Genomic DNA, 23,474 nt, shown 5'->3' on the forward strand with positions numbered 1-23,474 from the left:
CGGCTTTGTTAAACGGTGAATATGATGAAGGTAATAAATAAGATTCACGGAGGAGGAAGATATGAGAGGTGACAAGAAAACTACGGTAGTGTTGTTAAATTGTATACTTGCCGATGAGCTGACCGCGATAAACAGGTATATAGTTCACGCGGAGATGTGGGCAAGCTGGGATTACGAACGCCTGTACATGAATGTGGAAAAACGCTTAATTGATGAAATGAAACACGCAGGGAAACTGATTGCCAGAATTATTCTTCTTGAAGGTATGCCCATAGTTGGCACTTCAAACGAGATCCATGGGTCTGCCAGTGTGGAAAGGCAGCTTAATGACGAACGCAATGCCAAAGAAAGGGCAATCAGGACATACCGCCCGGCAATTAAGGTCTGCTCTGAACTCGGTGACTTTGGCACAAGGAAAATGCTGGAAGATATACTAAAGGATGAGGAGAACCACCTGTCCCAAATTGAGTCTCAGATACATCAAATAACCCATATGGGCATAGGTTCATATCTGTCGGTACAAGAAGAGTGCCACATAGACCATATTGAGTCGCAGATATATCAACCGAGCCATATGGGCATAGGCGTATAATAGGTGCATATCTGTCAACCCGAAAGGGAACAGGCTGCTGCTTAAATGTTAACAATTAAAAAAGGAGGACATATGAAACATAGCAGACTACTATTAGTACTGGTTATGGCCGCAATAATTTACACGGCGGCTAGCCAGGCAACCGCAAGCGCGGACAGCGCGGGCGGCACGCTCTTTTCGACGTATTGCATATCATGCCACAACACGGTGCCCACAACCGACCCACGGCTTGTAGGCGCCTCCGCCTCAAAGATAACCAACGCCATAGTGACAATTCCACAAATGATAGGCAACTCCGCAATTCATTCCCTGACCTCCGCACAGATTCAGTCTATCTCTGGCTACATCACCGGCGCAGGGCTATCTACAAACTGGACGATGGTTGGGGTTGGCGATTTCAACAAGGACGGCAACATTGAGATATTGTGGCGGGATATGATAAACGGTTATAACTACTTGTGGTTGATGAATGGTACCAGCGTAACGGGTGGAGTATTTCTTCCAACCCTCGCCGACACAAATACGTGGCTTGTTGAGGGAGTGGGCGATTTCAACAATGACGGCTACGCGGATATCTTATGGAGAAACGTCTCAACCGGCGAAAACATGATATGGCTCATGAACGGCGCGACCGTACAAAGTTATGTATCCCTTCCGACGTTAAGCGACAGGAACTGGATAGTGGGCGCCATAGGGGATTTTAACGGCGACGGGTACCAGGACATCCTCTGGAGGCACCTGGTTAATGGTTATAATGCAATATGGTACTTAAACGGTACCACATTCTCCAGTGCTGACTCTCTGCCCGCGTTATCTGATGAGAGCTGGGTAATTGGTGGTGCCGCCGACATGGACCACGATGGACATACGGACGTACTGTGGAGAAATAAGACCGCCGGTTATAACCTTTTTTGGGATCTCATCGGCACTAACGTTGGCAACTATTATCTGATGACCCAGGTGACAGACCCAGGCTGGACGATGATCGCGGCAACAAAACCTGATTCAAACGGTTACGTCAGGATTTATTGGAGAAATCAAAATGCGGGCAGCACCGTAATCTGGACGATGAACGGGGCAACGCTCGTGAGTTCTGCGGCGCTTCCGGCATTCGGGCCGTAAGATTGATTCATAATACATTAGTTAAGAGCGGGAAAATACCCAATCTCTCCGCCAGAAAGCAGATGTATTATAAACAATCGAACCATATAGAGGTGGCAGCAGTGCATGTTTTAAAAGTAATAGCAGCGCTATGTGTGATAGTTTGATAGCTAAACGAAATCAGCTATGGACTATCGTCATAGTATTGCTCAGCGCTGCTGCTGCCATTGTGGTTTATTACACAGCCGTTCAGCGAATAGATGCCGATAACTTTGCATTGTTCAGGCAAGCGGTTGATGAACAGGCAGGGGATATCAAAAGAGACCTCAGTGATAGCTTTCACATGATATATGATATAGCAAGGCTTTTTGATTCAGTGGAAAATATAACCGCCAAAAATTTCTATGGCTTTATTAAAAAGGAGGATTTTAAAGACCATCCTTCATTTTACAACATTGGGTGGGCACCTCGCGTTATATATTCTAAGAAAGCAGAATTTGAACTGACTGCCCGCCGCGAGGGAATACTGCCGGATTACTTTATATTTGAGCAGTCGGGAGGTAAAGATGTTCCGGTTCAGGCAAGAGACGAGTACTTTCCCTTTCATTACAGAAGGCAGGATAACGAGGGGGATATCAGGATCAAAGGTTTCGATATTGCGTCTTCTCCAATAAGACGAAAGGCTCTCGAAAAGGCCCGTGATACCGGAGATATGGCTGCCACAGAGCCGATCAGGCTTATAACCGAACCTTCGGGAGATGCGAAGTCATTGCAGATATATATGCCGGTTTACTATGGCAACCCTAAGACTGTACAGGACAGACGCACAAATCTCAGGGGATTTACTTTTGGTACATTTCGGGTCAAAAATATTTTTGAAAAGAGTTTTAACGCACATGACGATCTGAACAAACGCACGGTATATGATATCAGGCTTCAGGGACTGCCCGATGATGAGGGTCTGCTTTACCGGCACACCCCACCTGGCGTTGATAATTTGTCGAAACTGAATTATATCAGGACCATTGAAGCGGTTGGACAGACCATTGAAATCAAGGCCGTGCCTGACGTGAAATATATTGCTGAAAGGCGTGGTCGGCAGCCGTATTACTATGGGGCTGCGGTTTTTATAATAATTTGTTTGTTCGGTGTATTTGTTGTATCTGCCGGGACATACACTGCTCAAATGAAGACCGAGGTTGCGTCAAAAACCGTGAAGTTGCGGGAAAGTGAAAAAAAGTATCGCCAGCTCATCGAGCTGTCTCAGGAGGGTATATGGCTCATTGACCAAAATGCCTTAACCACATATGTTAACCACGCAATGGCCGACATGCTTGGCTACACGGTTGAAGAGATAATGGGGAGGAATTTTTTAGACTTTATGGATGAAAACATGAAGCCTATTGCGATATCCGCCATACAAAACCAGATTAAGAAAGAGGGAAGTGCGCGTTTGGAATTTTCCTTACTGCACAAGGATGGCTCAACGATACATGTGTTTGTGTCCGCGTCGGCTCTTATTGATGAGCAAGGACATTACATTGGGTGTTTTGCCGCTGTACTAAATATTACCGAGCGTAAAAAATTGGAACAAATACTGCTTGAAAGTGAAAAAGAATACCGCCAGCTCGTTGAGCTGTCTCAGGAGGGCATATGGGCTGTGGATAAAGACAACCTTACCACATTTGTTAATCAGGCGATGGCCGACATGCTCGGTTACATGGACGATGAGATGAAAGGAGTGCTTTTTTTAGAGTTTTTGGACGATACGTCGAGGCTCAAAGCGATAAACAGCTTAAAACATCAGGTTCAATCAGGAGAAAAAGACCGTATCGAGCTTGTATTTCTTCATAAGAGTGGCAAAGCTGTCAATGCATCCGCCTCAGTGGCGTCCATTATTGATGGCAAAGGTGGCTATGCCGGATCAGTCGCAGTCATATCGGATATTACGAAACGTATGGAGTTAGATGCTCAATTAAGGAAATCCCTTGCGGAGAAAGAATTGCTTCTAAAGGAAGTCCACCATCGGGTTAAGAACAATCTTCAGATAATTTCAGGGATGCTTGGTATGCAGATGGAATATGTATTAGACCAGAATTACCACAATATGTTTGAAGATTGTCAGCTTAGAATACAATCTATTGCCCTCATCCACGAGAGGCTGTACCGCTCAGAAGGTCTCACGAATATTGATATGAGAGATTATGTCGTTCAGCTTGTTGAAGGATACTCAAAGAATCTCATCCTTGATGATACGATTGCGATTAAAACCGATATAGACCATATCTCAGTAGGAATAGATATCGCGATTCCATGCGGATTGATAATGAATGAACTTTTAACAAACGCGTTGAAACACGCCTTCCCCATAGGCAATCCCTGTATTACAAACAAGACATGTGAAGTAACTGTTGCTATCCACTCGTTAGATGACAACATCGGTATGGTAGTCCAGACTGAAAACTGGTCAATGACGGAGCTGCCTGGATGGATGCCGCCTTACTCTGCAGCGTTAGAAATAGTCGTATCTGATAACGGTGCCGGGTTTCCGGAAGGCAAAGATTTCAGAAAAAGTAAAGGGTTGGGTATGCAGATAGTGCTGATACTTGTAAGACAACTTGGAGCGACTATCGAGTTAGACGGCACACACGGAACGAAGTTTAGCATTAAGTTTCAAAATAGCATAAAAGAGCAGTAGAGCCGGAGGATTTGAGATGTATAGTGAGGTCTTTTATGCAGCGCATAAGTAAACTATGGATTACTGTCATAGTATTGGTCAGCGCCGCTGTGTCCTGCGTGGTTTACTATGCTATTGCCGCCAATATAGACGCGGGTAACTTTGAACTTTTCAAACGCGCTGTTGATGACCATGCGGCAGTCATTGAAGGCGAACTGGATAATAACTTTGATCAGGTATACGATTTGGCGAGGCTTTTCGATTCAGTAGAGGATGTGACAGCAGATAATTTCTCCAGCTTCATGAAGGACATTTTTGAAAAACATCCCTCCTTTTACGCCTTTGAGTGGTTACCTCGCGTGGAGTATTCTAAGAAGACAGAATTTGAACTGACTGCGCGCAAGAAGGCAATCCTGCCGGATTACTATATATTTGAAAAGTCGGGAGATAAGAATATTCCAGTTCTGGCAAGAGACGAATACTTTCCAGTTTACTACAGACAGTCCAGAGCCAGGAGGGATTTTAGGGTTGAAGGTTTTGACCTCGCCTCTGAGGCAGTGAGACGAAAGATTATCGAAAAGGCATGCGACACAGGGGCAATTACCGTCTCAGAGCCGATTGTACTCATAAGCGAGGTTGAAAAAGGCGTTAAGGCAATCATGGCATTGATGCCGGTTTACCACGGCAACCCAAAGACATTGCAGGCCAGACGCGCCAATCTAAGGGGTTTTACCGTCGGCTTGTTTCGTGTCAAAAATATTTTTGAAGAGAGTTTTCGCCGAAAGGACTCGTTATATAAATCTACGGTATTTGACATTCAGATTCAGGGGCTGCCTCAGGATAAGCGGATGCTCTACCGGCATGTCCCTTCCGGCATAGTTGAACATTCGAAACTGAATTACGTAAAGACAATTGAAGTGGCAGGGCTGACCCTTAATATCAAGGCCGTGCCGGCTATGAGTTATTTCAGCGAAAGGCGTGGCTTGGCAGCACTTTTCGGAGCAGCAGGGGTTTTTACAATCGTTTCTTTGCTTGGCGGATTTATTGTGTCCATCAAGACATACAACGCGCAAATGGAGATTGAGGTGGCAGAGAAAACCATGTATTTACTGGAAAGTGAAAAAAAATACCGCCAGCTCGTAGACCTGTCAAGAGAGGGCATATGGGCTGTGGACAAGGATAACCGAACCACGTTTGTCAATCAGGCAATGGCCGATATGCTTGGCTACACGGCTGATGATATGGCAGGAGTGAGTTTTTTTGATTTCATCGGCCAGGAGTCAGACATCAATGGCCAGCACAGCTTAAAATATCAAACTCAGCCATGGGAAAAAGACCGCATGGAAGTTATACTCATGCGTAAGGATGGCAAAGAAATCACCGCGGCTGTCTCCATGGTATGTATCACCGATGAGTCGGGCAGGTATGCCGGGTCTGTCTCCGCTATATCTGATATTACAAGGCGAAAGGAAATGGATGATAAATTGAAAAAATCCCTTGCGGAAAAAGATATACTCCTGAAGGAAGTCCACCACCGCGTCAAGAACAATCTCCAGATAGTTTCAGGGATGCTTGGTATGCAGATGGACTATGTGTCAGATAGCCGTTATTACGGGATGTTTGAGGATTGCCAGCGCAGAATACAGGCAATTGCCCATGTCCATGAGCAGATATACCTGTCGGAGGGGTTTACTAATATCAACATGAGAGAATATGTTACACAGTTGACCGACGGGTATTTCAGGAATTTCACCATACATAATAAAAGTGTTGCTGTTAAAATCGCCATAGATAATATTGACCTTGGGATAGACATAGCGATTCCATGTGGACTGATAATTAATGAGCTTGTAACTAATATTTTAAAACACGCCTTCCCCGCTGAATCTGTCTGCATGGAGAACGAGCAATGCCATGTTGATATCGCTATCCACTCTCTTGATGAGAAAATTGACAAGGCAGCCCCGGAAGAGAAACTGTCGCAATCAGAAATGATTCCGCCGTATGCACAAATGTTGGAGCTGATAATATCCGATAACGGCGCCGGTTTTCCAGAGGCTGTAGATTTCAAAAACTCAAAAGGTTTAGGTATGCAGATAGTAAATATACTCGTAGAGCAACTCGAAGGGACTATATGGCTGGACAGTTCTGCGCAAGGGAGTAAATTCAGTATTAATTTTGAAAATAAACGAACGGTATAAGGAGGTATTAAAGATGGACAACGCGCGAATCATGATAGTAGAGGATGAAGGGATAACCAGTGCATATATAAAAAAGAGGCTGGAGAAATTTGGATATATAGTCACGTCAATATCGTCGTCATCAGCGCAGGCAATAGAAAACGCGGAGAGAGATAGGCCAGACCTGATACTCATGGATATAAAAATTAAGGGGGAGCGCGACGGCGTTGAAACCGCTTATGAAATCCAAAACAGGTTTAACATACCAGTCATTTATCTCACCGCCCATTCAGACCCCAAAACATTGGAACATGCCAGGATGACCGAACCCTATGCTTATATTACTAAACCATTTGAACCTGAATTGACTAATTTCACTATTCAAATGGCATTGTATAAGCATAAAACAGAAACTAAACTAAAAGAGCTGGTACATTATGATTTCCTGACAGGACTTCCAAACAGGGCGCTGTTTATTGACAGGTTTGAGCAGGCCTTAAGGCAGTCTAAACGTAATGGAACGATTATTGCGCTGCTACTGATTGATATAGACGAGTTCAAGTGTATAAATGACAGAATGGGGCACGACGCGGGGGATGTTGTACTGAAGGATATAGCGGCGAGAATACAAAACCACATACGTGATACTGACACGGCAGCCCGTTTAGGCGGCGACGAATTCGTCGTCATACTTACCAACCTCACCAACCCCAGGGATGCGGAGACGGTTGCGCTAAATATAATTGTGTCAATTGGAAAACCCTTCCGTTTTGACGTCCCCTACTGTGCAATTGGCGCCAGTATCGGGATAAGTTTTTATCCAGAGGACGGTTTCGATACCCAGACACTGATGAAAAAGGCGGACGCCGCAATGTATCACGCAAAGGAAAATGGAAAGAACACTTACCATCTATACACCGGGTCAAACAAAACAGATAGTGGAGATCTAAGGGTGTTGCTTGCCTTGTCGTTAAAATTCGTTGCAAAGCACAAAGGGAAATGGGCGCCTGATGATTGGATTGATTTCATATTAGAGCTTAAGAAAAATGGGATTGTAATTCAAAGGCATTTCGAGGCCATACTCGGTACAATGCTTGATACCCTGAAGAGATTCTACTTAGTGCAGCATCCAATTGGCGACATAGAGGAAGTCCTGCCGCTTGTTTGCGGGAAAGTTGTGGATTTCATCTCAGAAACTAAGGGCGCATGGACAGTACAAGACTGGGAGCAATTTATGGGCAGTATCAAGTCAATGGGTCTTGAGATGCCAGAACAAATGTCAGCGTTGCTGTATGATGTTGTCGAATCGGTAAAGGCTCTCTGTAGTTTATGTCGTTGAGAGGCATATAGAAATCGAACAAGGAGGAGGTCACAATGCGTGATGGGATATCTTTTTGCGTATCAATAAACGACGAGGACATATATGAGGCAATGAAGGCCATAGACTGTTATCATAATCACGCGCGGCGATATTCTGAGGTCGCCGCTGTTTCAAATAAATGTTCAGTGATGGATAGTTGGGTATATAGATATGCTTTAGCCTGTTTGATATTGCTGATGCTATTGGCATTATCGCCGCCATTGGTATTGGCAACCCCTGAATATGCTGAAAAAACTGGCCTTCAATGTGCCTCATGTCATGTCAACCCCGCCGGAGGCGGTGTCCTCACAAAGGAGGGCGAAAAGTTCCGGCAAGCCAGTGGCAGCCCGTTCAGGCAGCCAACAAACCCTCAGCGCGTAATCAGGCTGATTGCCGGATACCTGCACCTGATAACCGCCATAGCCTGGTTTGGGACTATTATATACGTCCACCTGTTACTGAAACCAGCATATGCTTCAAAGGGGCTTCCCCGCGGGGAATTAGCCCTCGGCTGGATTTCTATTGTCATAATTGCCATCACCGGCATAGTGCTTACTGTATTGAGAATTTCGTCTTTCAAGGCGTTTTACCAGAGCAGGTTTGGAGTTTTACTGGCGATAAAAATATTTCTTTTTATTGTGATGGCGGCAACGGCAGCCATTGTTACATTTGTAATCGGCCCCATGTTAAAAAAGAAAAAATCATCTGAGGCCCTGAACCTAAAGCCGGAGATGACCATTGATGAGGTTTCTCTCATGGATGGTTCAGAAAATAGCCCTGCCGCATGTATTGTTTATAAGGACAATATTTATGACGTTACGGGCAGTAAACTCTGGAAGGGCGGCAGACACATGACAAAGCATCTTGCCGGCGTTGACCTCACAGACGCCCTGAAATTAGCCCCGCATGGGGAAGACAAGGTCATTGCCATGCCGTTTGTTGGAAAGTTGGTTCATAAGACTGATACCCCCGCTGCCGCAAGGCCGACACATGAGAGGGTTTTCTATGTATTTGCATACTTGAATCTCGCGCTGGTGTTTTTAATAACAGCCCTGATTGCCCTTTGGCGCTGGTGGTGATACAGGGCAAACGCATTTGAAAAATAAAGCGGGAGATACCTATGCAATCATTCCGGCTTTGTCCCTTTCCGTCATTCCGGCTTGTCTGGAATCTTCCCTTTAGTGGGAGTTTCATGATGATTGTGCATATTCTGAGACATAAGGACAGATTCCGGACAAGCCGGAATGACAAAAATAAGGGAGGTGACAGAAATAAGGGAGACAATTTCTAATGCGTTTGCCCTGGGTGGTGATATGTAACTTGTATTTTTATACATAAGGGACAGAGTAAAATATTTGGAACTTCGTAAAGCAAAAAAGGAGGATTAAAATGGAAGACAAAGACAAGAAATTGACAACCAACTCAGGGGCACCTGTTGCCGACAATCAGAACGTTATGACCGCAGGGCCACGCGGCCCAATGCTGTTACAGGACGTGTGGTTCTTAGAAAAACTTGCCCACTTCGATAGGGAGGTTATCCCGGAGAGGAGAATGCACGCAAAGGGTTCAGGTGCATACGGGACTTTCACCGTAACCCATGACATAACGAAATACACCAGGGCGAAGATTTTTTCTGAAATCGGTAAGAAGACAGAACTCTTCGTCAGGTTTTCCACAGTGGCAGGGGAACGTGGCGCTGCTGATGCGGAGCGAGATATTCGTGGCTTTGCCGTGAAGTTCTATACAGAGGAAGGCAACTGGGACATCGTGGGTAATAACACGCCGGTATTTTTCTTGCGTGATCCTCTTAAATTCCCTGATCTGAACCATGCGGTAAAACGTGACCCTCGTACTAATATGCGCAGCGCTAAGAACAATTGGGATTTTTGGACGTCACTGCCAGAAGCACTACACCAGATCACAATAGTTATGAGTGACAGGGGTATTCCTGCAACCTATCGCCATATGCACGGCTTTGGCAGCCATACCTTCAGCATGTATAATGCTAAAAATGAGAGACACTGGGTAAAGTTTCACTTTACCTCACAGCAGGGCATTAAGAACCTGACAGACTCGGAGGCAGAGGCCATCATTGCCAAAGACCGTGAGAGCCATCAGAAAGACCTGTACGAAAGTATTGAAAATAAGGACTTTCCCAAATGGACACTGCACATCCAGGTGATGCCGGAAAAAGAAGCTGCCACGTGTCCATATAATCCCTTTGATCTTACCAGGGTGTGGCTTCATAAAGACTATCCACTTATCGAAGCAGGCGTAATGGAACTGAATAAAAACCCTGAGAACTATTTTGCCGAGGTTGAACAGTCAGCCTTCAACCCGGCTAACATAGTACCCGGCATAGGTTTTTCACCGGATAAGATGCTGCAAGGCCGCTTATTCGCATATAGCGACGCTCAGCGCTACCGGCTTGGAGTAAATCACCACCTCATCCCAGTCAATGCGCCACGTTGTCCTGTCCACAATTATCATAGAGATGGAGCCATGCGTGTAGATGGCAATCACGGCAGTACCATCGGCTATGAACCCAATAGTTATGGGCAGTGGCAGCAACAGGAGGAGTTTGCGGAACCTGCGCTTGGGTTAGATGGTGCCGCCAACCACTGGGACCATCGCACAGACGATGATTACTACTACCAGCCTGGTAAGTTGTTTAATATAATGAACGCTGAGCAGAAGAAGGCTTTGTTTGAAAATACAGCGCGTGCAATGGGAGATGCCCCCAGAGAAATAAAAATCCGCCATATTGTCAACTGTCTGAGGGCAGATAAGGCGTATGGTGAAGGAGTGGCAAAGGCGGCAGGTATCCCTATGAGCGAAGTGCCGAAATAGATGAGATGCCATGGGACGGGTGAACACCGTCCCTTTTCGCTTCACTTGACCTGTTGTCAGAGGCTTGATTAAAATTACGATACATAAGGAGAAAGAAATGATGATAAAAACAGGGGATATGGCAACGGACGCAAGGGTACATCTTTCAGATGGAAGTGAAGCCAGCCTTAGCGGCCTGTTGCGGCAGGGTAATACGCTTCTTGTTTTTTTGCGCCACTTCGGCTGACCGTTTTGCAAAGAGCTTGCTGTGCAGTTGCACAGAGAAAAAGACCGGCTTGAAGGGCTTGGGATAAAGATAATCCTCGTGGGGATGGGCACTCCAAAACAGGCGGAGGCATTTCGTAAGAATTACTCGCCCTCTTTTGTTATTATTTGCGACCCGCGAAAAGTCCTCTATAAGGCATATGGACTTATTGAGGCAGGCATAACAGGTATAGTGTCGCCAAAGACTATTATGCGCGGGCTTGGCGCATTAGGACGGGGATATCTGCCTGGCATACCTTCGGGGGATATCTTTCAGTTGTCTGGAGTCTTTATAATAGACAGGGATATGGTTGTACGATATTGCCATTACGCAAGGGATATTTCGGATAACCCGTCTATTGATGAGATTGTACGGCAGGCGTCAGCGCTAATATGAAAAAGAAGATTGCGATTATAGGGGCAGGCCCTGGCGGCCTTGCAGCCGCGATGCTGTTGTTAAGCAAGGGCTACGAGGTGGCCGTATATGAAAGGGGAGGTACAGTGGGTGGCAGGACGGGACGATTCCTGCTTGGCGATTATATATTTGATATAGGGCCGACATTCCTGATGCTTCCCCATTATATAGAGGAAATTTTCAGGTTAGCCGGTAAAAATATCCATGATTATGTTGAAATCACACCGCTTGACCCGTTATACAGACTAAGATTTGATGATGGCACAGAGTTTTATCCATCAATGGACACAGAAAAGACAATATCTGAAATAAAACGCGTATTTGCCGGCCAGGCCGAAAACTATCTTAGATTTCGGCACGATGAGCGGTATAGATTCAATCGAATAGAGCGATGTTTTAAAACCCCTTACAACAGTTTAACCGATTTCCTAAGGCCGTCATTTATAGAGGCGCTGCCGCAGATGAATGTCTCTGGCAGCCTTAGAGGCAGGCTCGAAAAATATTTTACAAACGAGAAGATGAGACTTGCAATGTCATTTCAGACAAAGTACATAGGCATGTCCCCGTGGCAGGCGCCTTCCGCTTATTCGTTGATTTCTTTTATAGAGCACAGGTGGGGCATTCATCACGTAACGGGCGGACTTAACCAGCTAACTCTGGCAATGGCAAAGGTTGTCGAAGGATATGGAGGCAGGATTTTCACATCGGCAAGGGTTAATAACATTCTGACAAATGGAAAAAAGGCAGTTGGAATTGTCCTTGAGGACGGCACAAAGGCAGAGTCAGATTATGTGATAATAAACGCTGACTTTGCCTACGCCATGTCAAATCTTCTGAAAAACAGGAACAAGTACACAGACGCCAACCTGAAGAAACGGCAATACTCGTGCTCAACGTTTATGTTATACCTTGGCGTTGATAAACAATACGACATACCCCACCATAATTTGATTTTCGGAGAGGATTTCAAAGAATATATGGATGATATTACGATGACAAAGAGACCTTCGGCGTCATCTCTGGTGTATATTCATAACCCCGCGGCCACAGATTCCACACTTGCCCCACATGGAAAGTCCGCAATCTATATACTCGTGCCGGTACCCAATAACAAGACATCCATTAATTGGAATGAGATAAAGCACGGCTTCAGAAGGCAGGTTCTTGACTTTGTCACCGCTAAAACCGAACTCAAAGACATTGAAAGACACATCGAACAGGAGAAAATCGTAACGCCAATGGACTGGCAGACAGCTTTCAATGTTTATAACGGGGCAGTATTTAATCTGAGCCATGATTTAAACCAGATGTTTTACTTTAGACCACATAACAGATCAGAGGAACTCTCAAACTGTTATATAACCGGTGGAGGTACACATCCGGGGAGTGGGCTGCCCAATATCTGCATATCCTCAGTAATCACATCGGAACTTCTCATAAGGGATGACACCGGCAACCAGCAATGGAGATTTGACGGTAAGAAATACCTTTAATTGGTATCATAGTTTTTTCCCAGAGGCCAGGTTGTTTGATCTTCAATTTCTATCAGCAGAATAAAATAGGTTTCACGTTTATTTGTAATCTGAAGTTTTATCTCCCTAAAAAAATCTTATTGTTTCTATGAACGCCACTTAGTATTATATGCTATCAATAATAAGTAGTATGTTCAGAATGGTTACAATTGCCGCCATAAGAAAGAGTGAAATCTTGTTTCTTGTTGAGTTTGCATATTTTCCCATTACCTTTTTTGACGAGGTTAGGTAGATGAGGCCAAAAATCGTCCAGGGCAGTTGAACACTAAGGGCTATCTGGCTCCATAGCAGGCCCTTAAACGGGTCATTCAACATGAATATCAAAAACAAGCCCCCAAGTAGTGTAATACCTATACCAACGCGCGTGTGTTTGTCTGTGATTTCAAGGGGTTTTTGATACAGCCCTGATAAAATGCTCCCTCCCGCCATCGCCGCCGTAATCGAAGAGGCAAGGCCGGCGGCCAACAGCGCCAGTGCAAATATTACCGCGGCGGCATTGCCAGCAATCGGCCTCAGCACTGCCTGAGCCTGAGGAAGCTCTGTTACGGCAATCCCGCGGCTATAAAATACGCTTGCCGCTACCACTATCATAGCGCCGTTGATTACCCAGCCGATTACCATTGCCGTCATTGTGTCCATGAATTCATATTTTAACTGCTTATTAATTACCTCGTCCCCCTGGAGATTCCACTTCCGGCTCTGAATCACCTCAGAGTGCAGAAACAGATTATGCGGCATCACAACCGCCCCCAACACACCCATGATAACCGTAATTGATCCGGTGGGAAACTGCGGTATAAAACATCCCTTCAACACCTCGCCCCACTTTATATCTACGACGGCAAGCTCAAATAAAAACGAAACGCCGATTATCGCGACAAACCCGATGATCCACGCCTCTAGTCTCTTATAACTGTTGGACAGAAGCATCGCTGCCGCAAATGCCGACGTGATTACAGCCCCGGCTGCAATTGGAATTTTAAAGAGCATCTGAAGGCCAACTGCCGCCCCCAGCACCTCGGCCAGGGCGGTTGCCACGGCGGCCAGCATCGCAGTTCCAATAAATAAAGAGGCCGTCAGCCGTTTAAAATATTTTCCCGCCCCTTCGGCTATGCAGAGGCCGGTTGCTATCCCCAGGTGCGCTGCGTTGTGTTGGAGCACGATAAGCATTACCGTAGAGAGCGTTACTACCCATAGGAGTTTGTATCCATAAGCAGCGCCTGCCGCCATGTTTGTCGCCCAGTTGCCTGGGTCTATAAACCCTACGGTGACAAAGAGTCCCGGGCCGATATATCTTAGAATCTCAAATGTCTTAGGTAATCTGCCGCTTGGCAGTGGGATATTATCGTCGGCCATTTTCAATTATATCCCAACAAACGCTGCTGTCAACTATTATAAGGTGCCAAGCCCCGTTTCGCCGTGTGCATGAAGTGAGCAGTGCCGTTATGATAATTACTAATAGATAGTACACGATCAGATTATATCACCGCACGCATGATTATTACAATTTTCCCGAATGTTGTCAGGGCAATACCCCCTCATCAAGGGAAAAGCCAGAAAGACTGTTAATCGGCAAGCCACAAGAATCCAAAGTAGACCATTATCCTAAAAACGGCAGTTATTAATCAGTGCCAAGTCCAATACCCGATAGAAAAATATACGTCAGTAGTGTATACTATTACCTTGCGAATGTTAGATTACAGATTGCGAATGTTGATTGCCCGGTATCTTATGTATCTGCGTAATGAGACAAGGGCGTTCATTACAGTGGGGCTTGACGGGTGACGATTACCCTGTTAGCGCCAACGTCTCCTGACATATCGGCCTTTGGCGTTCGAGCCCTGTCCGCGTATCTCAAACGGCACGGCAAGGATGTCAGGCTTATCTTTCTGCCCGGCGGGGTTGAGAAATTCAAATACCGCCATGGGTTTAAATACGAATATGACAGGCATGTCATCGAACAGGTCGTGGAACTTTGCCGCGGCTCCGGCCTTGTCGGCATCTCCTTTATGAGCAACTATCTCGACAGGGCTATGCAGCTTGCCGGTGCCGTCAGGGCTGCCCTTGACATCCCCATTGCAGTCGGCGGCATCCATCCCACCGTGATGCCCGAAGAGTGTCTTCATTTTGCCGATATCGTCTGCGTTGGAGAGGGGGAGGAGGCCGTCCTTGACCTTGTCAACCGTCTTGAAGAGGGCGGGGATTACTCCAACATTATGAACCTCTGCGTCAGAAAGGACGGCGGCATCATTGTCAATCCCCTGCGTCCTCTCATACAAAACCTTGATGCCCTACCCCATTACGATTTCACATTAGACGGGCATTTCGTCTATGACAATATCAAAAAATCCATAGAGCCTATGACTAAAGACCTGTTAAAACGCTCATTCCCGCTTGAGCCGCATGTAGAAGGCTCGTTTAATGATTCATACCGCCGCACGATTTCATATAAGACGCTCACTACGCGCGGCTGTCCGCACCACTGCACGTTTTGCGCCGAGAAGACGCTTGCCGACATGTACTCAGGGCAGCGATACCTCAGAAAGCGCGGCTTTACCCATATTATGGAAGAGCTTCTATGGGTCAGGCGTGAGCTGCCATTTGTTGAGAGCATATTTCTCTTTGACGACACATTTTTAGTTCGCAGCAACGAGGAGATTAAGGAATTTTCTAAAATTTACAAAGAGACCATCGGGCTGCCATTTCACATTCAGGCAAGCCCCTCGACTGTTACCGAGGAAAAGATGCAGTATCTTACGGAGGCCGGCCTCGTATTCGTGGAAATGGGGATTCAATCCATGAGCGGCACGGCCAAAGACCTTTATAAGCGAAACGTCTCCGGGGAGGCAATACTTAGGGCGGCGGCGATTTTTCATAAATACCGCGACAAAATCTATCCACCGTGCTATCATGTAATCCTTGACAACCCGTGGGAGAGGCCGGAGGACGTAATCGAAACCCTTGAGCTGATACTAAAACTTCCCGCTCCGTTTTGGCTGAAGAGGGCGTCGCTGGTCTGTTTCCCCGGCACCGACCTTTACGAAAAGGCAAAGCGCGACGAGTTGATTGTAACTGAGGACGAGCAGTGGCGAGAGATATACGCCAAGCACCTGCACACGCCGCACGGCTCATACGTCAATTTTCTAATGTACCTCGCAGGGTTTTCGCACCTGCCGCGCGCTATTGTAAGGCTGCTGTCGCGTGGGATATTCATTAAAACGCTGGAAAAGGAAAGGCTCGCGGGTCTCTATAACAATCTGAACAAGCTCGGAGAGACATCAATCATCACCGCGAAGGGGCTTCACTCCCTGTTCAAGGGGGATTTCCGGCGGATATACAGGTATTTTATTAAGGTAACGTCGAAGACGTCATAGGGCGGGTGCGCGCGTGCGCTGTTGCACGCGGTCAGGTTTTTTTCTATAGGGTTATGTGAAATCGTTAAAGATGTTATCAATCATTTCGATATTGAAGGACGTAATCTTCCAGCTCCCCGTACCCGCCCCATGCAGGAAGTTGTTTGACACTACTGTACCCCAAATGTGATACAATATAGACTAAGGAGAACAGTATGTCAAAAACAGCAATGATTCAGAGCGCGTACAGAACCAGCCCTAAAGAAAGAAGCGGTAGGCATCTTCAAGGATTAAAGACGAAGGGGGATAATCCCCCTTCACCCGTAAATCTCGCCACGTTTTGTCTATTGGGTTTGGGCTGCCGCTCGTTGGCGGCTTCGGTACTCCGGTGCCCATCCACCCCGCAGATAGATAATTATACGTCAATAATGATATACTGAACCACTTAGTCATGGAGATTACTATATGAAAAACATATCGTTCATTGAGATACGCTCGCCGGATTCTAATATATTCAGGCGATTTCCTATTCCGCGTGTTGGGGCGGTGTTGCTCTCGACTATTCTCAAGGGTCTCGGTCATAACGTCAGGGTGTTTATTGAGGATATCGCACGGCCAGACTGGCAGTTCATCGAAAAATCTGACATCGTCTGTATCTCCACCATTACATCAACCGTCCACTACGCCTATGCAATCGCTGACCGGCTGAAAAAACTCGGCATTGTCGTTGTAATCGGCGGCGCCCATACGACTTTTATGCCCGATGAGGCCATGAGCCACGCAGATTTCGTCATTCGCGGCGAGGGGGATTTATCCCTGCCTGAACTTGTGGATTATATCGAAACCGGTTCGCCCTCAATCGAATCAATCGGCGGCCTGACATACAAAAATGCGGCGGGCGATATTGTCCATAACCCGCAGGGCGAGTTCGTCAGAGACCTTGACGCGCTGCCGCTTCCAGATTTCAAACTCGTTCACAGGTGGAAGAACTCCAATATCCTGCCCATTGCCACATCGCGGGGTTGCGCTTTTAACTGCCGGTTCTGCCTTGTGTCACCCATGTTTGGCAGGAAATACCGCTTCAGGTCGGTTGAGTCCGTGATGGGTGAACTAAAAATAAGGGTAAAGGCATCGCAATCCCCAATATTTTTCGTTGATGACAACTTCGCCGCTAACAGAAAAAGGACAAAACTAATCCTTCAGGGCATGGCAGAGATAGGTCTAAAACCCCGCTGGTCAGCAATGGTGCGCCCCGATATCGCCAAAGACGACGAGCTGCTTAAGGTAATTGCATCTGTCGGAAAGCCCACCGTATGTATCGGCTTTGAGTCCATCAACCCGGAATCACTCAAGGCATACGAAAAGAAGCAGACATTAGAAGATAATATTACAAGCATAAAAAAAATAAAGGCGCACGGGATAAAAATCCACGGCATGTTCGTCTTCGGGGCTGACACAGACACGGTAGATACAATAAAACGCACCACAGAGTTCGCAACATCAATGGGCATTGACTCCGTGCAGTTCATGATACTGACCCCGCTTCCCGGCACGAAGATATATGACGATTTTAAGGCGCAAGACAGGCTTCTGCACACGGACTGGGCCAAGTACGACATTCACCACGTGGTATATAAACCCACGCTGATTACCGCCAATGACCTTCATTTTGAGACACTTAAGGCGATGAGGGATTTTTATTCGTGGGATTATATATTGCGGCGCGTTAGCAGGCTGGATTGGTTTTACACTGGGTTTGGTATATACAGCCGCAGCGTCATAGGAAGGGCAATAAAGAACGCAGACGGCTGTGTTGACGGCCTTTGCAATCTGAAATCAGCGGGATAGCGACGCTCAACAAATGATATAAATAAATTACTAAGGAGATTTTTGTTATGAAATTCAATATAATCCTTGAACCTGAAGATGAGAGCGGTTTCAGCGTGACAGTCCCTGCTTTGGACGGTTGTTTTACACAAGGTGATACTGAGGAGCAGGCCGTTGAAAATGCCAAAGAAGCCATACATGCTTACATAGAAGGACTTGAAAAACTGAATCAGATAAAATCAAGACCCGATGCCATTTTGAAAGAAGTGGAAATGGCACTTTGAGCAAAACATTCTTAGGAAGGGCGGCGCGGGACAGTGCACATGTAGGCGGCCGATTTTCTCCGGGGCTATCGCTTTGTCGCCAAAGCCAAAAGTATTTTTTTATCCACCTCTCTTAAATCCAAAGGGCTTAAACTGCCAATGCGGTGACGCACTAAACTTGGTTGCAGAGTAGCTAATTTAATCCTCACCCACGACGGTAATAAGAGATTAGCTCCCTGCCAGTCCTTAATCTCATAGTCATAAACTGTGGTTTGAGGCATAGAAGTAATCATTGCGATAATGACATTCCCTGTTTCTATTTCATAATTGCCTTAGCTAACAACTAAGGCCGGTCTGGTTTTAGCAGCCGTTAAATCAGTGAAAGGGAAAGGAACTAAGACTATATCCCCCTTTCTATACATGATATTTTTCGTGCCAGTGGTCATAAACAGAGTCTTTATCGTTATCCCAATCACCAGTAAAGCTGGGTAAAGACAAGGCTGCCCACTCATCAGGCAGATCTGACAACGGGGGAACCGCTCCTTGTTTTAATACATCTACCAGGTCTTTTATCTTCCTGGCTGTTTCTTCAGGCAACCCTTTGACATCAATAACCTCCATTTTTTATATCCTCCTTGGCTTAGTATAACAGGTTTCATATTTTAAATGGGGAAAGGCTGCTATTGCGTCATGACAAACCCTCGTTAAAACACTGTCTATTGTAACATTAACTCTTCCTTCATAAAATTAATCCATATAGGAAGGGCGGCGTGAGACCCGGACATATCATCGCCTATGGGGTGGTTGTTGTCCCTGCCGACCCACACGCCTACGGCCAGTTTATCATCGAATCCTATGAACCACGCGTCTTTGTACTCGTCCGTTGTGCCCGTCTTGCCATATACCGGCCTGTTCAGCGACTGTGCCGCAATTGATGTGCCCTCGGTGACTACCGCGTTAAGTACGTCGCGCATCTTTGCGACATTGGCCGGGTCTATGGCCTGTACCCCCTTAGGGGCGTTGTCCTCGACTTTTATATTATATCTGTCGGTTATTTTTTCGTAAACCATCGGGTCAAATCTCCTGCCGTTTGCGAATGTCGTATACGCGTACGTCAATTCTATGAGTGTCATTTCGGAGACCCCTATGGCGGCGGGCAGGTGTGGATAGATATTGCTCGTTACCCCAATTGAGCGGGCGGTCGCAATTACCTTGTCCATCCCGATTGCATTTGCCAGGGCCACAGTAGCCGCGTTCAAAGAGTGCGAAAGAGCCGTCCTTAGCGTTACCCTGCCGTAGAATCTCCTTGAATAGTTGTGCGGGGTCCACTGCTGCCCCCCATCTTTCGATAAGTAAGTCACCTCCGTGTCATCAACTGTGCTGTCGGCGGAGTAGCCATTCTTAAAGGCTGTTAAGTAAACTATGGGCTTGAAGACTGACCCTGTCTGCCTCATCGCCTGGGTTGCCCTGTTGAACTGAGATTTTTGGAAGTTCGTTCCTCCAACCATTGCCCTGATAGCCCCTGTGTTTAAATCTATCGCTATGAGGGCGGCCTCAACTCCGGGCATCCCGGCCCTGCCCAGTGCCCCTACCCCCTTTGCCACTGCTTGTTCCGCCTTTTTCTGCAACGTAAGGTCAAGCGTTGTGTATATCCTAAGGCCGGCAGTGTAGAGCCTGTCGCCAAATTTTTGTTCCATCACATTGCGGATATATTCGACAAAATATGGGGCGGCGTATTTTTTCCTGCTGATATATTCAGGTACCGGCTCCTTTATAGACGCCGCATAGACTTCCGCGTCTATAAATCCCCTATCCAGCATCAACCTGAGGGCAAGGTTTCTCCTGGCGAAGGCCTTCTGAGGGTTTTTAAACGGAGAATAATCTGTCGGCGCCTTAGGCAGCGCCGCAAGCATAGCGGCATCAGTTATGCTCAGGTCCTCGGTTTTCTTCCCGAAGTATGTCTGCGACGCGGCCTCTATCCCATAGGCGCGAGCGCCAAAGTACGCCTGGTTCAGATAAAACCCCAGTATCTCGTCTTTCTTATACCGGCCTTCTATCTGCATTGATATGGCAGCCTCTTTTATCTTTCTTGACAGGCTTTTCTCCGGCGTCAGAAACAGCATCTTGGCAAGCTGCTGCGTAATGGTGCTGCCACCCTGGACAGCACCGCCCGCCCTGATATTATTTATAAAAGCCGCAATAGTCCTAAAGAAATCTATCCCGTGGTGTTCATAAAAATGCGCGTCCTCAACCGCTATAAAGGCATTTTTGACGTGTTTGGGTATCTTATAAAATGGCACAAACTTTCGTCTTTCTAAATAAAACTCGGCTAACTCTACCCCATCGGAGGCATATAAAAAGGATGATTCAAACGGAACATAACTCTCCAGAAGTTGTACCTTTGGCAGGTCAGACATGTTGTAAAAAATGAATCCCCCGGCTATCCCCACCACAACGGCCACGGCCATTGCAATCGCCAGAATGATCTTCTTCGTGAAAATGATATAGGGATTGTCACGGGTTCCCTCAAACAGGCTGCATAATAATAAGAAATACGTCTTAATCTTCAGGAATGCCTTATTTTTTATAAAATATATCTCCCTGATTTTAAGAGTAACCTCGTCGGGGTTGATGGGGTCGGAGAAGCAGCACTCTTTTTTTATACCCGCGGCTATAAACGATGGAATCTCGGCGGGGTCGGCAAATAAGATAATCTCAGCATCTTGAAACCTGCTGTGGAAGGCGCTTATTATCTTGAATTGCCGCGATTGATAATGCTTGGTATCAAAGACAATGATAGGCGGCCTGCGCCGCCTTACCGCATACTCAAGTTCAAGGCTGTTGTCAAAGAGCTTCGCCTTAAACCCGCTGTTTTCAATTATCTTTAGTAATAAGCTACCCCGCGTCTTGTCCACTGAAAAGACCAATATGGGAACGGCCATTCAGGCACTATTTCTCTTCGGCAATGGCCAGTTGCAGGGCACCCTTTGCCGTAGTGTTAAGTGGGTCTTCCGCCATTCGCACCGATGAGAACTGCAGAGGTAAACGGTTTGCCTTCAGCAGTTTTTCAAACTTCTCCCGCACACCGGCAGGCATGGCAGTGCCGCCGCTTAGGACAACCGATATGGGTTTCGATAGTCTCGGTACGCTCTCCGAGGTCGTTATAACGCGCTGAATGCTCAGAATCAGGCTTTCAAGGAGGTCTTCATAATATATAGACAGTGAGGTCTCAACTTTATTTTTAGGTTCTTTCAGGAGATTAAGCTCTTTTTCTTTAATAAGTTTAATCCTCGTTGCCGACTCCCCGACAGCCGCCCCTACCATGGTGTCAACATAGTCGCCACCCTTTTGAATGCTATAAGAAAACACCGGCACGGACAGATATGAAAAACACACATTGCACATCCCTCCGCCCATGCTTATCCCTATGCCGGTGTAACTCTCGTCGGCAAGTTCAGACATAATGACGGCAAATCCCTCATTTATCGCTATGGCCGTGTATCCCATGTCCTGCAGGGTGCGCTTTAAGATGGTATCATGGTGAAGTACGGATATCTTGGTGTCTATGGGGTCGCCAGGGATGCTGTAACAGACAAGTTCGCCCTGATTTTTGGGCGGCGGGACAAGCGTCTTGATTATAGACTGAATAACATTTAACGCCTCATCCTCTTTGGCACTTAACAAGCCGCTCTCTACCGGCCTTCTGGTGTCGGTGTTAAATGTGTTGGCAAATGTATCTGCCGCATTGCCGATTATATAAAAACTCCCGTTTTGCGAAAAATACAGGACATCGTTTTTGAGCAGTGTCATACCGGTTATCTTGGACGCGGGGACTGTAAAAAACGCGTTTAATTGTTTAGTTATCTGAATGCTTGTCCCCCTTGCGCGGGCAGAAACGATGTTAGTTGTACCAATATCAAGACCTATCGGCCCGCCGAAGTGTTCAATCTCTTTAGGGCGCTCAGGGTTCTGTCCGCCTTTTTGATTTGCCGCCGCCTTTGCGTCCTCGTTTTTATCGCTCATACTATTGCCTCCTATACTGTCGTTTTATTTCAACACTATCATAACGCTGGCATCACGCCGGACTACAGCCGGTGATAACCTAAAACACATGGGTAATGTAACAAAATTTATACACTGTTGTCAATACGCAGTCAGGCTGTGTGTCAGGCAAGGGCAGAAATATCCCCATGGGTTGATAATCATAGCTCATATTAAAAAATATCCCGGGAGGCGCAGGGGCCTACCAGAGTACGAACTCGTCCTTGCCAACTCCGCAGATGGAGCAGCGCCAATCCGACGGCAGGGCATCAAAGGGCACTCCCTTAGGAACACCCATTGACGCGTCTCCCAACGCCGGGTCATAGACGTATCCACATCCCCTGCACATGTATTTATCAGTCGTGGCCATTTATAACACGCAGCAGCAGCCAGAGGCGATACACACTCGTCGGCCCCCTATTGATTTGTCTTTATTTTCGCGACTAATTCCTTTACGGGAATATTGTTGTCAACGATATCCATGTTCTTTTCGCACGTGAAGCCGTTCTTTGAGGCAATACCGTTTTTAATGGTATATTTTCCCTGTGCCGCGCCCTCAATTACAAACACTGTACCGTCGAGTTTGCTCTGGCCTGTCTTGAGAAACAGGATTATCTCCTCTCCCTTGGTAAGAGAGACCGCATCACTTAACTTTAACTCAAGATCGCCTACCTTGCCGCCCTCATACTCGACGATTATATCTTTCTTGTCAATGTTTCCCGCCAGAACCTCGTTCACCTTCACCGTTGCCCTTGTGACAACCGTTCCCTTAGTCCAGTGGCAGCTCGCCTTCTCTACTTTGCCAACAACGATGACCTCTGACGATTTTACCAGATCGTCGGTACTGATTCCCGGCACTGCAAACACCTTTTGAGACAGCACCAACGAAAGACATGCGAGGCACAAAAACATCAGTCCCATCTGTTGTATAAACCCTTTCATCTTTGTCCTACCTGCTACCATAGCCACACCCTCTCTATACTAAAATATTTTTAATCCTCATGTCGGATTAAATTACTACCTAGTCGGATGATATGATA

At 46.5% G+C, this 23,474-nt stretch carries 20 protein-coding genes and 1 pseudogene; 14 read left to right on the forward strand and 7 right to left on the reverse strand.

Annotated elements, in window-relative coordinates:
* Positions 1-61: 61 nt before the first annotated feature.
* The 10 genes and pseudogenes from AB7D94_RS02750 to AB7D94_RS02795 all read left to right on the forward strand — a co-directional run bounded on the left by AB7D94_RS02750 (position 62) and on the right by AB7D94_RS02795 (position 12,911).
* Entirely contained in the window at positions 62-592 is a 531-nt protein-coding gene (locus AB7D94_RS02750; RefSeq protein ID WP_420264192.1) for a ferritin-like domain-containing protein, read from the forward strand.
* Positions 593-664: 72 nt separating this feature from the next.
* Positions 665-1,714: an FG-GAP repeat domain-containing protein gene (locus AB7D94_RS02755; protein ID WP_420264193.1), complete on the forward strand. Its 1,050-nt coding sequence runs from the start codon at positions 665-667 to the stop codon at positions 1,712-1,714.
* A 130-nt stretch (positions 1,715-1,844) separates the two neighbouring features.
* Positions 1,845-4,391, forward strand: a complete 2,547-nt coding sequence (locus tag AB7D94_RS02760; RefSeq protein WP_420264194.1) for a PAS domain S-box protein — start codon at positions 1,845-1,847, stop codon at positions 4,389-4,391.
* Between the two features lie 35 nt (positions 4,392-4,426).
* The gene (locus tag AB7D94_RS02765; protein ID WP_420264195.1) at positions 4,427-6,571 is read left to right on the forward strand and encodes a CHASE domain-containing protein; all 2,145 of its coding nucleotides are present in this window, start codon (positions 4,427-4,429) and stop codon (positions 6,569-6,571) included.
* 13 nt (positions 6,572-6,584) lie between these two features.
* Positions 6,585-7,889, forward strand: a complete 1,305-nt coding sequence (locus AB7D94_RS02770) for a diguanylate cyclase domain-containing protein (RefSeq protein WP_420264196.1) — start codon at positions 6,585-6,587, stop codon at positions 7,887-7,889.
* Between the two features lie 35 nt (positions 7,890-7,924).
* Positions 7,925-8,989, forward strand: a complete 1,065-nt coding sequence (locus AB7D94_RS02775) for a CopD family protein (protein WP_420264197.1) — start codon at positions 7,925-7,927, stop codon at positions 8,987-8,989.
* A 310-nt stretch (positions 8,990-9,299) separates the two neighbouring features.
* The gene (locus AB7D94_RS02780) at positions 9,300-10,760 is read left to right on the forward strand and encodes a catalase (RefSeq protein ID WP_420264199.1); all 1,461 of its coding nucleotides are present in this window, start codon (positions 9,300-9,302) and stop codon (positions 10,758-10,760) included.
* A gap of 97 nt (positions 10,761-10,857) precedes the next feature.
* Positions 10,858-10,986: a hypothetical protein gene (locus AB7D94_RS02785; protein ID WP_420264200.1), complete on the forward strand. Its 129-nt coding sequence runs from the start codon at positions 10,858-10,860 to the stop codon at positions 10,984-10,986.
* A gap of 12 nt (positions 10,987-10,998) precedes the next feature.
* Positions 10,999-11,400 (forward strand): annotated as a pseudogene (locus tag AB7D94_RS02790) (AhpC/TSA family protein); the annotation flags it as partial.
* On the forward strand, positions 11,397-12,911 hold the full coding sequence (locus tag AB7D94_RS02795; RefSeq protein WP_420264201.1) for a phytoene desaturase family protein: 1,515 nt from the start codon (positions 11,397-11,399) through the stop codon (positions 12,909-12,911). The pseudogene AB7D94_RS02790 and the gene AB7D94_RS02795, both read left to right, overlap by 4 nt.
* 144 nt (positions 12,912-13,055) lie before the next feature.
* On the opposite strand, the gene AB7D94_RS02800 is transcribed toward AB7D94_RS02795, so the two are convergent.
* A complete protein-coding gene (locus tag AB7D94_RS02800) occupies positions 13,056-14,306 on the reverse strand; it encodes an Nramp family divalent metal transporter (RefSeq protein WP_420264202.1) in 1,251 nt (416 codons plus the stop codon).
* 425 nt (positions 14,307-14,731) lie between these two features.
* On the opposite strand from AB7D94_RS02800, the gene AB7D94_RS02805 reads away from it, so the two are divergent.
* From AB7D94_RS02805 to AB7D94_RS02820, 4 genes are all read left to right on the forward strand, one after another.
* Positions 14,732-16,324 (forward strand): B12-binding domain-containing radical SAM protein, encoded by a 1,593-nt coding sequence (locus AB7D94_RS02805; protein ID WP_420264203.1) that lies wholly within the window; start codon positions 14,732-14,734, stop codon positions 16,322-16,324.
* A 194-nt stretch (positions 16,325-16,518) separates the two neighbouring features.
* Positions 16,519-16,743, forward strand: a complete 225-nt coding sequence (locus AB7D94_RS02810) for a hypothetical protein (RefSeq protein ID WP_420264204.1) — start codon at positions 16,519-16,521, stop codon at positions 16,741-16,743.
* A gap of 25 nt (positions 16,744-16,768) precedes the next feature.
* Positions 16,769-18,151 (forward strand): B12-binding domain-containing radical SAM protein, encoded by a 1,383-nt coding sequence (locus AB7D94_RS02815; RefSeq protein WP_420264206.1) that lies wholly within the window; start codon positions 16,769-16,771, stop codon positions 18,149-18,151.
* A 47-nt stretch (positions 18,152-18,198) separates the two neighbouring features.
* Positions 18,199-18,414 (forward strand): type II toxin-antitoxin system HicB family antitoxin, encoded by a 216-nt coding sequence (locus tag AB7D94_RS02820; protein WP_420264207.1) that lies wholly within the window; start codon positions 18,199-18,201, stop codon positions 18,412-18,414.
* Between the two features lie 65 nt (positions 18,415-18,479).
* Here the strand turns inward: AB7D94_RS02820 and AB7D94_RS02825 are convergent, their stop codons facing one another.
* The 6 genes from AB7D94_RS02825 to AB7D94_RS02850 all read right to left on the reverse strand — a co-directional run bounded on the left by AB7D94_RS02825 (position 18,480) and on the right by AB7D94_RS02850 (position 23,397).
* On the reverse strand, positions 18,480-18,713 hold the full coding sequence (locus AB7D94_RS02825; protein WP_420264223.1) for a type II toxin-antitoxin system PemK/MazF family toxin: 234 nt from the start codon (positions 18,711-18,713) through the stop codon (positions 18,480-18,482).
* Positions 18,714-18,807: 94 nt separating this feature from the next.
* Positions 18,808-19,014, reverse strand: coding sequence for a hypothetical protein (locus tag AB7D94_RS02830; protein ID WP_420264208.1), 207 nt, complete (start codon positions 19,012-19,014; stop codon positions 18,808-18,810).
* Positions 19,015-19,109: 95 nt separating this feature from the next.
* Complete coding sequence (locus AB7D94_RS02835; RefSeq protein ID WP_420264209.1) at positions 19,110-21,335, reverse strand: transglycosylase domain-containing protein; 2,226 nt, start codon at positions 21,333-21,335, stop codon at positions 19,110-19,112.
* 7 nt (positions 21,336-21,342) lie between these two features.
* Positions 21,343-22,416 (reverse strand): disk-shape morphogenesis protein volactin, encoded by a 1,074-nt coding sequence (locus tag AB7D94_RS02840; RefSeq protein WP_420264210.1) that lies wholly within the window; start codon positions 22,414-22,416, stop codon positions 21,343-21,345.
* 220 nt (positions 22,417-22,636) lie between these two features.
* A complete protein-coding gene (locus AB7D94_RS02845; protein WP_420264211.1) occupies positions 22,637-22,804 on the reverse strand; it encodes a rubredoxin in 168 nt (55 codons plus the stop codon).
* A gap of 47 nt (positions 22,805-22,851) precedes the next feature.
* A complete protein-coding gene (locus AB7D94_RS02850; protein WP_420264212.1) occupies positions 22,852-23,397 on the reverse strand; it encodes a hypothetical protein in 546 nt (181 codons plus the stop codon).
* Positions 23,398-23,474 lie beyond the last annotated feature (77 nt).

It is taken from the genome of Candidatus Magnetominusculus dajiuhuensis (assembly GCF_046044395.1).
GTDB classification, from domain to species: domain Bacteria; phylum Nitrospirota; class Thermodesulfovibrionia; order Thermodesulfovibrionales; family Magnetobacteriaceae; genus Magnetominusculus; species Magnetominusculus dajiuhuensis.

Coding starts and splice junctions, on each gene's coding strand:
- AB7D94_RS02785 (WP_420264200.1), top strand. CDS start 10,858: ATGATGATAAAAACAGGGGATATGGCAACGGACGCAAGGGTACATCTT.
- AB7D94_RS02765 (WP_420264195.1), top strand. CDS start 4,427: ATGCAGCGCATAAGTAAACTATGGATTACTGTCATAGTATTGGTCAGC.
- AB7D94_RS02850 (WP_420264212.1), bottom strand. CDS start 23,397: ATGGTAGCAGGTAGGACAAAGATGAAAGGGTTTATACAACAGATGGGA.
- AB7D94_RS02835 (WP_420264209.1), bottom strand. CDS start 21,335: ATGGCCGTTCCCATATTGGTCTTTTCAGTGGACAAGACGCGGGGTAGC.
- AB7D94_RS02800 (WP_420264202.1), bottom strand. CDS start 14,306: ATGGCCGACGATAATATCCCACTGCCAAGCGGCAGATTACCTAAGACA.
- AB7D94_RS02815 (WP_420264206.1), top strand. CDS start 16,769: ATGAAAAACATATCGTTCATTGAGATACGCTCGCCGGATTCTAATATA.
- AB7D94_RS02755 (WP_420264193.1), top strand. CDS start 665: ATGAAACATAGCAGACTACTATTAGTACTGGTTATGGCCGCAATAATT.
- AB7D94_RS02795 (WP_420264201.1), top strand. CDS start 11,397: ATGAAAAAGAAGATTGCGATTATAGGGGCAGGCCCTGGCGGCCTTGCA.
- AB7D94_RS02775 (WP_420264197.1), top strand. CDS start 7,925: ATGCGTGATGGGATATCTTTTTGCGTATCAATAAACGACGAGGACATA.
- AB7D94_RS02820 (WP_420264207.1), top strand. CDS start 18,199: ATGAAATTCAATATAATCCTTGAACCTGAAGATGAGAGCGGTTTCAGC.
- AB7D94_RS02750 (WP_420264192.1), top strand. CDS start 62: ATGAGAGGTGACAAGAAAACTACGGTAGTGTTGTTAAATTGTATACTT.
- AB7D94_RS02830 (WP_420264208.1), bottom strand. CDS start 19,014: ATGGAGGTTATTGATGTCAAAGGGTTGCCTGAAGAAACAGCCAGGAAG.
- AB7D94_RS02780 (WP_420264199.1), top strand. CDS start 9,300: ATGGAAGACAAAGACAAGAAATTGACAACCAACTCAGGGGCACCTGTT.
- AB7D94_RS02845 (WP_420264211.1), bottom strand. CDS start 22,804: ATGGCCACGACTGATAAATACATGTGCAGGGGATGTGGATACGTCTAT.
- AB7D94_RS02810 (WP_420264204.1), top strand. CDS start 16,519: ATGTCAAAAACAGCAATGATTCAGAGCGCGTACAGAACCAGCCCTAAA.
- AB7D94_RS02770 (WP_420264196.1), top strand. CDS start 6,585: ATGGACAACGCGCGAATCATGATAGTAGAGGATGAAGGGATAACCAGT.
- AB7D94_RS02840 (WP_420264210.1), bottom strand. CDS start 22,416: ATGAGCGATAAAAACGAGGACGCAAAGGCGGCGGCAAATCAAAAAGGC.
- AB7D94_RS02760 (WP_420264194.1), top strand. CDS start 1,845: ATGTGTGATAGTTTGATAGCTAAACGAAATCAGCTATGGACTATCGTC.